The organism is Oceanobacillus sp. J11TS1, from assembly GCF_018333215.1.
In the GTDB taxonomy this organism is placed as follows: Bacteria; Bacillota; Bacilli; order Bacillales; family Amphibacillaceae; genus Oceanobacillus.
Map to the genome: position 1 here is coordinate 54,896 of NZ_BORO01000008.1, position 13,312 is coordinate 68,207.

11 protein-coding genes are annotated in these 13,312 nt (G+C 38.5%); 9 read left to right on the forward strand and 2 right to left on the reverse strand.

Annotated elements, in window-relative coordinates; translation table 11 throughout:
* Nucleotides 1-30 precede the first annotated feature (30 nt).
* The 3 genes from gcvT (at nucleotide 31) to gcvPB (ending at nucleotide 4,155) form a co-directional block, all read left to right on the forward strand.
* Nucleotides 31-1,134 carry a glycine cleavage system aminomethyltransferase GcvT gene (gcvT, locus tag KI343_RS08535; RefSeq protein WP_212925990.1) on the forward strand — a complete coding sequence of 368 codons (1,104 nt, stop codon included), beginning with the start codon at nucleotides 31-33 and terminating at the stop codon, nucleotides 1,132-1,134.
* A gap of 221 nt (nucleotides 1,135-1,355) precedes the next feature.
* Nucleotides 1,356-2,705: an aminomethyl-transferring glycine dehydrogenase subunit GcvPA gene (gcvPA, locus tag KI343_RS08540; protein ID WP_212925991.1), complete on the forward strand. Its 1,350-nt coding sequence runs from the start codon at nucleotides 1,356-1,358 to the stop codon at nucleotides 2,703-2,705.
* Nucleotides 2,698-4,155: an aminomethyl-transferring glycine dehydrogenase subunit GcvPB gene (gene gcvPB, locus KI343_RS08545; protein WP_212925992.1), complete on the forward strand. Its 1,458-nt coding sequence runs from the start codon at nucleotides 2,698-2,700 to the stop codon at nucleotides 4,153-4,155. The genes gcvPA and gcvPB overlap by 8 nt, the downstream gene beginning before the upstream one ends.
* Nucleotides 4,156-4,639: 484 nt before the next feature.
* Here gcvPB and KI343_RS08550 read toward each other — a convergent pair whose 3' ends face one another.
* Complete coding sequence (locus KI343_RS08550) at nucleotides 4,640-5,014, reverse strand: rhodanese-like domain-containing protein (RefSeq protein WP_212925993.1); 375 nt, start codon at nucleotides 5,012-5,014, stop codon at nucleotides 4,640-4,642.
* A 289-nt stretch (nucleotides 5,015-5,303) separates the two neighbouring features.
* Here KI343_RS08550 and KI343_RS08555 point away from each other — a divergent pair, with 289 nt between their 5' ends.
* From KI343_RS08555 to KI343_RS08565, 3 genes are all read left to right on the forward strand, one after another.
* On the forward strand, nucleotides 5,304-7,862 hold the full coding sequence (locus tag KI343_RS08555; RefSeq protein ID WP_212925994.1) for a vitamin B12-dependent ribonucleotide reductase: 2,559 nt from the start codon (nucleotides 5,304-5,306) through the stop codon (nucleotides 7,860-7,862).
* A 353-nt stretch (nucleotides 7,863-8,215) separates the two neighbouring features.
* Complete coding sequence (gene mntR / locus KI343_RS08560) at nucleotides 8,216-8,635, forward strand: transcriptional regulator MntR (RefSeq protein ID WP_212925995.1); 420 nt, start codon at nucleotides 8,216-8,218, stop codon at nucleotides 8,633-8,635.
* 137 nt (nucleotides 8,636-8,772) lie between these two features.
* Nucleotides 8,773-9,663, forward strand: a complete 891-nt coding sequence (locus KI343_RS08565; RefSeq protein ID WP_212925996.1) for a patatin-like phospholipase family protein — start codon at nucleotides 8,773-8,775, stop codon at nucleotides 9,661-9,663.
* A 284-nt stretch (nucleotides 9,664-9,947) separates the two neighbouring features.
* On the opposite strand, the gene KI343_RS08570 is transcribed toward KI343_RS08565, so the two are convergent.
* Nucleotides 9,948-10,325, reverse strand: a complete 378-nt coding sequence (locus tag KI343_RS08570) for an SA1362 family protein (protein WP_212925997.1) — start codon at nucleotides 10,323-10,325, stop codon at nucleotides 9,948-9,950.
* Nucleotides 10,326-10,881: 556 nt separating this feature from the next.
* Between KI343_RS08570 and KI343_RS08575 the strand changes: the two genes are divergently transcribed.
* From KI343_RS08575 to efp, 3 genes are all read left to right on the forward strand, one after another.
* On the forward strand, nucleotides 10,882-11,406 hold the full coding sequence (locus KI343_RS08575; RefSeq protein WP_244856859.1) for a YqhR family membrane protein: 525 nt from the start codon (nucleotides 10,882-10,884) through the stop codon (nucleotides 11,404-11,406).
* Between the two features lie 84 nt (nucleotides 11,407-11,490).
* Nucleotides 11,491-12,552, forward strand: coding sequence for a M24 family metallopeptidase (locus KI343_RS08580; RefSeq protein WP_212925998.1), 1,062 nt, complete (start codon nucleotides 11,491-11,493; stop codon nucleotides 12,550-12,552).
* A 24-nt stretch (nucleotides 12,553-12,576) separates the two neighbouring features.
* Nucleotides 12,577-13,134 (forward strand): elongation factor P, encoded by a 558-nt coding sequence (gene efp / locus KI343_RS08585; protein ID WP_212925999.1) that lies wholly within the window; start codon nucleotides 12,577-12,579, stop codon nucleotides 13,132-13,134.
* Nucleotides 13,135-13,312 lie beyond the last annotated feature (178 nt).

A 13,312-nucleotide genomic window follows, 5' to 3' on the forward strand; every position in this document is an offset into this window, starting at 1 on the left:
TAAAGTTAATTGTGAAAAGGGGAGGATCAGATGAGCGAATTAAAGCGTACACCAATATTTCCAGCTTACGAGAAACACGCAAAGACAATAGATTTTGGGGGATGGGAGTTACCTGTTCAATTTTCAAGTATTAAAGAAGAGCATGAGGCAGTCCGGACAAAAGCTGGACTATTTGATGTGTCTCATATGGGTGAAATTTTGGTGAGTGGTTCAGAGAGTGCAAAATTTTTACAATCGGTATTAACCAACGATATTTCAAAGCTTAAACCAAACAAAGCACAATACACAATGATGTGCTATGAAAACGGCGGTACAGTAGATGATCTAATTGTGTATATGCTTGACGAAAATGAATATTTGCTGGTTGTTAATGCTGCAAATACGTATAAGGATTTTGAATGGCTACAGATACAAAATAATAACAATCCAAATGTTATGTTGAAAAATAAATCGGAATATTTTGCACAACTAGCTTTACAGGGACCGAAAGCCGAGCAAATATTGCAGAAGGTTGTAAAAGATTCATTGGATGATATATCTTTCTTTCGTTTTAAGAAAGGCGTAGTTATAGATGGAATCGATGGAGAAGCTCTTATCTCAAGAACAGGCTATACAGGAGAGGATGGCTTTGAAATATATTTAGATTCCCAGAATGGAATAGATCTGTGGAAGCTTTTGCTGGTGAAAGGGAAAGAAGAAGGTATCCAGCCGATTGGTTTAGGAGCCAGAGATACATTAAGGTTTGAAGCAAACTTGGCTTTATATGGGCAAGAGTTGGGTCCAGATATTTCACCGATAGAAGCTGGATTAGGGTTTGCTGTTAAAGTGAACAAAGAAGTTGATTTTATCGGAAAGAAAGTGCTTAAACAGCAAGTAGATGAGGGCGCAGAGCGAGGGCTTGCAGGAATTGAAATGATTGACAAAGGAATTCCGAGATATGGCTATCCTGTCTATCATGGCGATATAGAAATTGGTTTTGTTACCTCAGGCACACAATCACCAACATTGAATAAAAATATCGGCTTAGCACTTATAGACTCGAAATATACAGTATTAGATACAGAGGTGGAAATTCAAGTTCGTAAGCGTCGTTTAAAAGCAAAGGTGGTCAAAACACCATTTTATCACAGATAACTGTCCCTAAATTTCCCGCCTTGAACTAATACGAATGTTAGCCGGGTAAGGGCTTTCGGGGGACGCAAACATCTAAGCTAGTGTTTCCTCAAGAATGGCAGGGGGAAAATGGGCGCTAATTCTGATTTACGCAGGCTTTTTCCGTGGGAGAAAAGCAAAAGCCTCCGCCGGAATGAAGTTTTATTTTATCAACGTAATAAATATTACAAGGGGGAGACAAGATGGAGTTTCGTTATTTACCAATGACAAGTGGTGATAAACAAGAAATGATGGATGAAATAGGCATTGAGAGCACAGAGGAATTATTTGCTGATATTCCAAGTCACGTTCGTTTAAAAAAAGAGATGAAATTAAAAGCACCAAAGAGCGAGTATGCACTGACGAAGGAATTAACGGCATTAGCAAATAAAAATACATCAACAAAAGATGTGGTATCGTTTCTTGGTGCAGGTGTATATGATCACTATATTCCCTCCGTCGTGGACCATGTTATTTCAAAATCTGAATTCTATACTGCGTATACGCCATATCAACCAGAAGTCTCTCAAGGGGAATTACAGGCAATTTTTGAATTTCAAACGATGGTTTCTGAGTTGACTGGCTTACCCGTAGCAAATTCCTCTATGTATGACGGCGGGACTGCTTTAGCAGAAGCAGTTAATTTAAGTGCAGCACAGACAAAACGAAAAAAAGTGCTCGTATCAGAGGCAGTTCACCCGGAGTATAAACAGGTAATTCATACCTATGCGAAAGGGCAATCGATTGAAATTGTGCCAATAAAATTAAAAGATGGAAAAACAGACCTTACCAATTTGAAGGAGCTGTTAAACGAAGACATAGCAGGTGTTGTTATCCAATATCCCAACTTCTTTGGGCAGATTGAACCAATGGAATCCATTCAAGAGTTATTAGACAATCAAAGAAAAACAATGCTTATTGTATCCAGTAATCCACTTGCTCTGGGATATTTAACTCCCCCAGGAGATTTTGGCGCAGATATCGTAACAGGAGATACACAAGTTTTTGGTATTCCGGCTCAATTTGGCGGACCGCACTGTGGTTACTTTGCTACAACGGAGAAATTAATGCGAAAAGTACCAGGGCGCCTAGTTGGGCAAACAAAAGATGAAAATGGCGCGAGAGGGTATGTACTAACTCTGCAGGCACGTGAGCAGCATATCCGCCGCGACAAAGCAACATCCAATATTTGTTCCAACCAAGCATTAAATGCTTTAGCCAGTGCCGTGGCAATGAGTTCCATTGGGAAGCATGGAATACGGAAAATGGCAGCATTAAATATGCAGAAAGCCCGCTATGCTAAAAAGAAATTAATGGAACATGGTATTCCTATTGTTCATGATGGTCCTTTTTTCAACGAATTTGTTATCCAACTGGATAAGGATATTTCGGAAGTGAATGCAGAATTGCTCGAAAAGGGTTTTCTTGGAGGCTTTGACTTAGGCCGAGTTGATAATGCTTTTCAAGGTCAGATGCTCGTTGCTGTCACGGAAATTCGTACGAAACAAGAAATCGATCAACTTGCAAAAGAATTGGGGGATATTCATGTCTGATAAAAATTTTCCACTATTATTTGAACGCAGTAAAGAAGGAAGAACGAGCTATAGTCTGCCGGAGTTAGATACCGAATCCTTTGATTTAGAAAGTGAGCTAGATGAAGTTTATATCCGAAAAGAAGCCCCGAAGCTTCCAGAAGTAAGTGAACTGGATATTATTCGCCACTATACAGGGTTAGCATCTCGAAATTATGGTGTTGATTCTGGTTTCTATCCACTTGGTTCCTGTACGATGAAATATAATCCCAAAATAAATGAAGACATTGCGCGTTTAGAGGGCTTTAGCCATATTCATCCATATCAAGATCCAAGTACAGTACAGGGAGCTTTGGAAATGCTCTATGATTTGCAGGAATCTTTAAAAGAAATTACTGGTATGCATGAAGTTTCCCTGCAATCAGCAGCTGGAGCGCAAGGGGAATGGACCGCATTAATGATGATACGTGCATTTCATGAAGCAAATGGGGACCACCACCGAAATCAGGTGATTGTACCAGATTCAGCGCATGGAACAAATCCAGCATCCGCAGCGGTTGCGGGTTTCGAAGCAGTTACTGTGAAATCGAATGAAGAAGGGTTAGTTGACCTTGATGATTTACGGCGTGTAGTTGGTGAAAATACAGCTGCATTAATGCTTACGAATCCTAATACCTTAGGTTTATTTGAAAAAGAGATTTTAGAAATGGCAGCAATCGTCCACGAAGCAGGCGGTAAGCTCTATTATGATGGGGCAAATTTAAATGCCATTATGGGCTATGTAAGACCTGGAGATATGGGCTTTGATGCTGTACATTTAAATCTTCATAAAACATTTACCGGACCACATGGAGGCGGCGGACCGGGTTCGGGGCCGGTTGGAGTCAGTGAGGAGCTGGCAGTTTATTTGCCAAAGCCGGTGATTATTAAAAAAGATGATTATTATACATTTGATAACGATAGGCCAAAATCTATTGGACGAATAAAACCTTTCTATGGGAACTTCGGTATTAATTTACGTGCGTATACGTATATTCGCACAATGGGTGCACAAGGTCTGAAAAAGGTCAGTGAATATGCTGTGTTAAATGCAAATTATATGATGCGTAAATTAGAAAAAGCTTTTCAATTGCCTTATCCGCAGCATTGTAAGCATGAATTTGTATTATCTGGAAGCATTCAGAAAAGATTAGGTGTCAGAACGCTGGATATGGCAAAAAGACTATTAGACTTTGATTTTCATCCGCCAACCATTTATTTTCCGCTGAATGTAGAAGAGGGGATGATGATTGAACCAACAGAAACAGAGTCTAAAGAAACACTGGATTCCTTTATTGATACAATGCTTCATATTGCAAAAGAAGCAGAAGAAAATCCGGAAATTGTCCAGGAGGCCCCGCACAATACAATTGTGAAGCGAATGGATGAAGCAACCGCTGCTCGAAAACCAATTTTGCGATATAGGGAGTAGCTAAAGAGAGAGATAAATTTCGCTCTTTATTATTATTAAAGGAACAAGTATAAGTGCGTGTTCAAAAAGGAGGATAAAAAGGACCGAGAAGTTCAAGGCGGCGCAGATTTGAGCACCGGAGTGTACATCAAAAGGTACATGAGGAGCGGAAAAGCAAGCCAACGAGCTTCCACAGGAGGTGGTGACTTCTACGTTGCCCACACGACGTGGGCGACTTTAGTAGAAGTTCCTTTTCCCGAAGTGTCATTTTTACCGGACTTTTTGAACATCCACTATAAGGTGCATTCTTAGAAAATTCCTGTGTGGAGAGCATACTGCGATGAATTGTTGCATCAAAAAATGGCTGTCCGAGAGAAGAGGAAGGTACGGAATAATAAAAGCTGATCTAGAGATTTTGCTCTACATCAGCTTTTATTGTTTTTATAATATCTAACTTTAATTTATTTCTTCCTTCGCAGTCATAAGTGTTTTCAATGAAGGAAGACTATTTTTTTGTTTTAATCTTACCTGTCCATTTTTTAAATCCACCTTTTAACTGATAGATCTCCTTAAATCCTTTTTTATGCAATAATTGTGCAGCTCTTGCTGAACGAGTGCTGTTTTGACAGTACAGATATACAGGCTTGTCTTTTCGCATTTCAACGAGACGCTGTTTCATCTGTGTCACTGGTATATTCCGCGCTCCTAGTATATGTCCTCTCTCAAATTCTTGCGGCTCACGTACATCAATTAACTGTGCTTTACGATATCCTTCTCGAAATTGGTCTTCCGTCAATACATTTAAATAAGTGCGTTGTCTATAGAAGCGAAAAATTCCAATCGCAAGCAGAACAACTAGAGCAATGATTAAAAATGTCATTTTGTTTCCCCCGTCTATCTTTATATTCTACATATTCATTATATGGGCAGCGATTTTATTTTTCAAAGTTTTTATTTGATAAATGGACATTTATTGTGAAAAGATCAATCATCCTCCATGTGAAAGGGACCTTTGCTTCATTTTTATTAGTTCAAGAAAAAATACTTCCTATTCTGATAATTGCCTATATATTGTGGTTTGAATGATGAAAATAATACTATATATTGTCGAATGGCGCGGGGATATGATAAGCTGTATATAGATAACCGTTAAACAAGGAGCGATAATATTGACTATCCAATTTGAATCAATAAGAAAAGTGAATATCACTTCTCTTAATGAGGATATTAAAAAATTTAAAGCAGTTCATCCAATTACGAAAGAAATGCACATTACACATCAAGGGGTTTCCAGGCTAGTCATGCTTGATAGATATGCATATAAAGATACAGAGAAAAAAACATTGAAAAAGGGAGATTTTGTAGTCTTAACCGTAAAAGCTGACCCTAAATTCCCGGCGCGCGGCCTTGGGTTTATTATAGATATTAACTGGGAAGATAATAAGGCGGAAGTGGCTGTTGAATCAGATTATATAGGTGTTTTAGATAAGGAAGAGGAGAGGGAAAGCGGTATTATAACGCGATCTCTTGATGTGATTGAGAAACCTTTAGAAATTTATTATGAACAAATCGCAAAAAGAAATGCGGCTGGACTTTCAGAGGTAGAGGTAACAGAGGAAAAAAAAGCTGCGTCATTCGATGCTTTCTATAATCAATTAGCATCTTTGAATTTTATTCCGGCAGGGCGTGTGTTATACGGAGCAGGTGCTGAAACAGATGTAACTTATTTTAATTGTTATGTAATGCCATTTATACAAGATTCACGTGAAGGAATTTCGGACCACCGTAAACAGGTGATGGAGATTATGTCACGCGGTGGCGGTGTAGGTACGAACGGTTCTACATTAAGACCACGTAATGCACTAGCTAGAGGAGTTAATGGAAAATCTTCAGGCAGCGTTTCGTGGCTGGACGATATAGCTAAACTGACCAATCTGGTTGAACAGGGCGGTTCTAGACGCGGGGCACAAATGATCATGCTTGTTGATTCGCATCCAGATATTATTGAATTTATTATTTCTAAAATGCAAAATCCGCGTATATTACGCTATTTAATTGAAAATACAACCGATGAACAAATTAAGCAACTCGCTAAAGAAAAGCTAAAATTTAAGCCACTGACTGAAACAGAGTTTGATTTATACCAAGGCATTGTTAATTATAAAGCCATACCAGGCCAGGGTGGATTTACAGATGCTGTAATGAAGCAGGCAGATGATCAATTACGTGATGGCGGAACTTATTCCGTCCACAACCCAGACTTCCTGACAGGTGCAAATATTTCTGTTTGTATTACAAAGGAATTTATGGAGGCTGTGGAAAAGGACGATTATTATGAGTTGCGTTTCCCAGATGTAGAGAATTATACAGCAGAAGAAATGGAAGCTTATAATGAACAGTGGCATCAAGTTGGAGACGTCCGTAAGTGGGAAGAAATGGGTTATGGTGTTCGTGTTTACCGTAAAGTAAAAGCAAAAGAGCTATGGAACTTAATCAATATTTGCGCAACTTATTCAGCAGAACCGGGCATTTTCTTTATTGATAATGCCAATGATATGACCAATGCGACAAGCTATGGTCAGCAGGTTGTCGCAACAAACCCTTGTGGTGAGCAGCCGCTTGCTCCATACTCTGTCTGTAATTTAGCTGCTGTCAATCTTGCTGAGATGGCTGATAAGAGCACGAAAACGGTGAATGTGGAAAAATTAAAAGATACTGTCAAGACTGGTGTGCGCATGCAAGACAATGTCATTGATGCAACGCCATATTTCTTAGAGGAAAATAGAGAACAGGCTTTAGGTGAAAGACGTGTTGGTTTAGGAGTTATGGGACTGCATGATTTATTAATTTATTGTGAGACAGCTTATGGCTCAGAGGAAGGAAATAAGCTTGTTGACCAAGTGTTTGAAATCATTGCAACAACCGCTTATCGAACTTCCATTGAATTGGCGAAAGAAAAAGGAAGCTTCCCGTTTTTAATTGGTGAAACAGAAGAAGAAACAAGGGCTTTGCGGGAACGTTTTATACAAACGGGCTATATGAAAAAAATGCCAGCTGACATTCGAGAAGGTGTATTAGAACACGGTATCCGCAATTCCCATCTCTTAACTGTAGCGCCAACTGGTAGTACAGGAACGATGGTCGGTGTAAGTACTGGTCTAGAACCTTACTTCTCGTTCTCTTATTTCCGAAGCGGACGATTAGGTAAATTTATAGAGGTAAAAGCGGATATTGTCCAAGAATATTTAAATGCCCATCCGGAAGCTCGTGATCAAGAACTGCCAGATTGGTTTGTAACTGCGATGGATTTAAGTCCTGAAGCACATGCCGATACACAGTGTGTTATTCAGCGCTGGGTGGATAGTTCTATATCTAAAACGGTCAACGCCCCTAGAGGTTATACAGTAGACCAAGTAGAGAGTGTTTACCGTCGTCTCTATCAAGGCGGTGCAAAGGGTGGCACGGTCTATGTTGATGGAAGCAGGGACTCTCAAGTTCTTACTTTAAAAGCAGAAGATAATCAAATAGGAGAGCAGACAGAATTATTCCCTGAAGATAAGAAAAAAGTTGTGCTGATGGACACGATTCAAGAATTAGATAAAACCAATGTAACAATTGGTTCAGAGGTAGGAGATACATGTCCTGTATGCCGTGAAGGAAGTGTCCAGGACATTGGCGGATGTAATACATGTACAAGCTGCGGTGCACAATTAAAATGTGGTTTATAATACAAGAAGAGAGTGGTTTGTGTAATCACTCTCTTCTTGTATGCACTAAAAAATCTGTTCATATCACCGAAACAAGCAGATAACTATGCCGTCAGCCCATCAAATAACGTTTATCTCAAACGTCTAAAATGAAATCCATTAAAGGAGAAGAAACTGCAAGCAGAATAAAAGCAGTCCCTGCAGGATTTGCTCAAAAATAATTTCCAGATTACAGGTAAACGTAAAAGAATGCACCTTGAGTTTTATAGTAAAATCAGCTATTATTAAAGTTGAAAAAAAGTTTCCTTCGATAAAAAAAGTTAACTTTATTATTGAAGGCAGTCACTAATTGTGAGTAAAGGAAGGAGCTTTTTATGCCTACACCAAGTATGGAAGATTATATTGAAATTATATATAATTTAATAGAAGCAAAAGGGTATGCCAGGGTTTCGTCGATTGCTGAGGCTTTAGATGTACACCCATCCTCGGTAACAAAAATGGTTCAAAAATTGGACAAGGACAATTATCTAGATTATGAAAAGTACCGCGGATTTGTTTTAACTGCAAAAGGAAAGAAAATCGGTGAACGGCTTGTTTTTCGACATGAGCTGCTAGAGGATTTTCTTGAATTAATCGGTGTAGAAAAAGAGCATATCTATAATGATGTGGAAGGCATTGAACACCATCTTAGCTGGAATTCGATTGATCGAATTGCAGATGTCGTGGCTTACTTCAAAGAGGATGAGAAACGCAGAGATGATTTACAAAAATTAAATAAAGCTAACAAAGCATAAGCCGTTGTTCTATAGAATAACTGGCTTTTTTTATGGCAACTTACCCGATATTACCTCCTTACAGCGAGCCAAACGCATAATAAACAAGCATTTCGGCGTATAAATCAATAAGCAACTAAATGGGATGGGGCGATGTCATGAAAATTGATGCTGTATTTTCTGGCGGGGGAGTGAAGGGATTTGCCTACGTCGGTGTACTTGAGGCGTGGGAGGAGAAAAATATACAAGTGGAACGCGTAGCTGGTACTTCCGCGGGAGCGATTGTTGCAGGATTAATAGCGGCAGGTTATCACTGTACAGACATTAAAGAATTAATGAAAACGTTGGATATAAATGAACTGGCTGACCCACCAGTATTATCAAAGCTATTCCCTATAACAAAGTGGTTATTTCTTTATTTTCAATTAGGGTTATACAAAGGAGAGAAGTTAGAAAAATGGATTGCTCAAGCTTTGGCCGACCGCAATGTATATCAATTTAGCGATTTAAAAAAAGACGCGTTAAAAGTAGTGGTAAGCGATTTATCACTTGGGAAATTAGTTGTCATTCCTGATGATCTAGAAAGAGTTTATGGCATTCATCCAGATTCTTTTTCTGTAGCAACGGCAATCCGCATGAGTGCTGGATTCCCTTATTTTTTTATGCCAAAAACAATCCAAGGCAAAAACAAGCAAAAAAGCATTATGATTGATGGTGGTTTACTTAGTAACTTTCCCCTATGGATTTTTTCTGAGGATAAGGGTATACAAATTCGTCCAGTTATTGGTGTGAAATTGACAGAAACGGATACTTCAATTGATTCACGGGAAATCCGAAATGCTCTTAATATGTTTCCTTCTTTGTTCTCAACAATGAAACAGGCACACGACAATCGATATATTTCCAAAAATCAAGCAAATAAGATTATTTTTGTTCCAATCCCCGGCGTGAATTCCATGAATTTTAATATAACAGATAATAAAAGAGAGGAATTACGCGAGATCGGAAAGAAATCTAGTGAAAAATTCTTGCGTACTTGGAGCGGTTGAGGAGAAGTTCGTTACCTTAAAGCTCATGGAGATCAAGATAAAACACACTTAGATACGCATTCAAATGATTCACAAATTTGAATGCGTTCTACCTTTACATGGGACGACCACCCCAAAATTGCTCCTCAAAATAGAATGTGAAACTTCCAGCTAAAGGATGTTTCGTTTTATATAGGACAACTTTTTTGAAACAAAAGGAAAAGGAGCCTAATCAATATAAGCTCCTGGGTATGTTTGCGATAGGTACGATGTAATTTCGTAATCACTATATTTTATAAATGACCTTATAATGAGGAAGCCCGATTTTTCTTCTTCGCTTTGCTTCCGTCAATTACACGCAAATGACTTGCTCTTTTAGGATTTCTTTTCTTTTGGGGTGATTTCTGATGGCTTACAGTTTTCACGGCCTTGTGATGACCATATTTTGATTTAGATTGTTTCACAGCCTGTTTGTATTTCTTCATATTATCTGTTTGCCGGCCAGAAGGCTGCCTGCGCATGAGAAAGAAATAAATCAATCCAAAGATAGCTGCCCCTATGAAGACAGAGATGAAAAGTCTTGATAAAAATGCGACTGTATTGCCGAACAGCTGTGAAAATAAACCAAATGCCGCAAAAGCGATTATCAAATAAACAAAGATAGATACTGCTTTACTTCTCAATTGAAATCCTCCTTCCTCACACAATATATTCTACTGCCCATTTTACCATATCCTGATGGGAGATGCTGTGTAATATTATTCTGCGTTTCTTACTAATTATTTATTCCCCTTTTTTATGAATAATATTCTCCTAATTTATAGAGGTTGTTCAAAAAGCCCTATAAAAATGACGCATCCTTTTTGGCTCTTCACCAAAATCTATGGATGACAAATTATAATGAATTTGTTAGAGCAATCGCTACGGAAAAACACTACGCTTTCCATGGGCTTGCGCTCAGCCTCCTCGAAAAAAGAAGATCACTTTTTCCTGCGGGGTCTTCCCACTGGGACTGCGATTACTCGCCCCACCGAAGACCATTGCGCTTTCCCATAGGAGTCTCCGTGTTTTTCCTCCGCTAGCTAGACATAATTAACATATTTATTCTTTAATATCAACCATAGATTATTTTGGTTTTGACCCTCCTTTTTACCGAACTTTTTGAACACGTACTTATTGAAAGATTATTCAATCATACTCGCTTTAATAATTGGTCATACTAGATGACGGAGGTGTTTTATGATGAGACGAATGACGAAGAAAGTACAAAAAGAGGAGCAACAATTAAAAGAAAACGAGGAATCTATATTAAAGAAGGCGATGTATACAGGCTTTGTAGGAGGGGTTGTGTTTAGCTTGCTTGGGAGTATTCTATATTACTTCAATTTTCTTGAAGTCTCTCCGAAATTATATTTATTAACGTCTTGGGTAGATGCAGGGTGGACCGATACATGGCTGGGCATCTTATTCACAACCATTCTAGCGGGAATAGTCTCTTTGCTCGTTGCATTTTTATATTACCTTATCTTTAAAAAGATAAAATATATGTGGGCAGGGGTCCTGTATGGTTTTATATTATGGGCCATCCTATTCGTTGTTTTCCGTCCGATATTTACAGATATACCCCATATTATGGAATGGACAATAGATACATGGGTGACAACGATATGTTTATTTATTTTATATGGTACATTTATTGGCTATTCTATCTCATATGATTTTATGGATTCGCAGCAGACAGAAGATATGATTGAAAATAGCTAGAATTTTCCTGTGATTATTCAAACTTCTTTCTATCTATGATAAAATTACTTACGATACTTGAGATTTTGGAGAGGATGAAGCCTTTTGACGAAAATTAATCACCTGCGTGCAAAATTAGAAGAACACAAAGTGGATGCAATGATTATTGATAGTCCTTATAACAGACGTTATATTACAAACTTTACTGGTACAGCCGGCACCGTATTAGTAACGGCGGACAAAGCGATATTTATTACGGATTTCCGTTACACAGAACAAGCTGCTGCTCAGGCACCAGCGTTCGAAATTGTGGAACATAAGCAAGGGATGATTCAAGAAATTGCCAATCAAATAAATAAGTTAGGCGTTAAGAGACTTGCTTTTGAAAAAAATTATACAACTTATAGCCAGTTTGAGACGTATAAACACCAATTTTCTCAAGAATTAGTCCCTGTAGAAGGATTAATTGAATCATTACGTATGATCAAGACTTCTGATGAATTAGCTATTATTAAAAAAGCTACCAAAATCGCCGATGATGCATTTGAGCATATTCAATCATATATCAAGCCGGGCGTACCGGAAATTGAAATATCGAATGAATTGGAATTTTTTATGCGCAGACAGGGAGCGACTTCATCTAGCTTCGATACAATAGTTGCCTCAGGGGAACGCTCAGCTTTGCCACATGGCGTTGCTTCACGTAAGAAAATTCAAGAGGGAGAACTTGTGACGCTCGATTACGGTGCATTATATGATGGATATTGCTCTGATATTACAAGAACTGTAGCTGTTGGAGAAATTTCTGTAGAGTTACGTGAAATTTATGATATAGTATTAGAGGCGAACCTTCGTGGAGTAAAAGGTACAAAACCAGGTATGACTGGGAAAGAGGCGGATGCTTTAACCCGTGATTATATTACGGAAAAAGGATTTGGTGAATATTTCGGTCATTCGACAGGTCACGCTGTAGGTATGGAAGTACATGAAGGTCCCGGTTTATCAACTCGATCTGATGCGGTATTAAAACCAGGTATGGTAGTTACAGTGGAGCCGGGAATTTATATTCCGGGTCTGGGCGGCTGTCGTATTGAGGATGATATTGTAATTACGGAAGACGGTAATGAACGGCTGACATTTGCTCCAAAAGAATTAATACAACTATAAAATAAGGGCAACAGGAGGAAAAATATGATTTCAGTAAACGATTTTAAAACAGGATTAACCATTGAAGTAGACAATGATATTTGGCAGGTTATTGAATTCCAACATGTAAAACCTGGTAAAGGAGCGGCTTTTGTTCGCTCTAAACTGCGTAATTTACGTAGTGGTAATATCCAAGAGAGAACTTTCCGTGCGGGTGAAAAAGTAGGGAAAGCACATATTGAAAATAACAAAATGCAGTATTTATACGCTTCTGGCGATGCGCATGCTTTTATGGATACATCAACATACGAACAAATTGAAATTCCTGAAAACCAAATTAAAGATCAATTAAAATTTATTAAAGAAAATATGGAAGTTTCCGTCATTACCTACCAAGGCGAAATTATTGGTGTAGACCTTCCAAATAACGTTGAACTTCAAGTAACTGCAACAGAGCCTGGAATTAAAGGGGATACTGCTAGTGGCGGTTCAAAGCCAGCTACATTAGAAACTGGACATACAGTACAAGTACCTTTCTTTATTAACGAAGGTGACGTGCTCGTAATTAATACAGCTGACGGAAAATACGTTTCCAGAGCATAATTTTAGTGAAAACAAGCAGTCTGCATAGATGAAGCAGGCTGTTTGTTTTTTTTATGCCAAAAATAGCGATGGCAGACTTATGAACGTTTTTTCCTTGTATATTCTCCACCAACATTTCTCCATAGCCCCTATATTTTAAACTTTTCTGCAAGGAATCATGATTTGATTCTAATCCCTC

What these genes read in the sequence shown, in the direction of transcription:
- efp (WP_212925999.1), top strand. Translation starts at nt 12,577, where the DNA reads ATGATTTCAGTAAACGATTTTAAAACAGGATTAACCATTGAAGTAGAC.
- mntR (WP_212925995.1), top strand. Translation starts at nt 8,216, where the DNA reads ATGCCTACACCAAGTATGGAAGATTATATTGAAATTATATATAATTTA.
- gcvPB (WP_212925992.1), top strand. Translation starts at nt 2,698, where the DNA reads ATGTCTGATAAAAATTTTCCACTATTATTTGAACGCAGTAAAGAAGGA.
- gcvT (WP_212925990.1), top strand. Translation starts at nt 31, where the DNA reads ATGAGCGAATTAAAGCGTACACCAATATTTCCAGCTTACGAGAAACAC.
- gcvPA (WP_212925991.1), top strand. Translation starts at nt 1,356, where the DNA reads ATGGAGTTTCGTTATTTACCAATGACAAGTGGTGATAAACAAGAAATG.
- KI343_RS08575 (WP_244856859.1), top strand. Translation starts at nt 10,882, where the DNA reads ATGATGAGACGAATGACGAAGAAAGTACAAAAAGAGGAGCAACAATTA.
- KI343_RS08565 (WP_212925996.1), top strand. Translation starts at nt 8,773, where the DNA reads ATGAAAATTGATGCTGTATTTTCTGGCGGGGGAGTGAAGGGATTTGCC.
- KI343_RS08550 (WP_212925993.1), bottom strand. Translation starts at nt 5,014, where the DNA reads ATGACATTTTTAATCATTGCTCTAGTTGTTCTGCTTGCGATTGGAATT.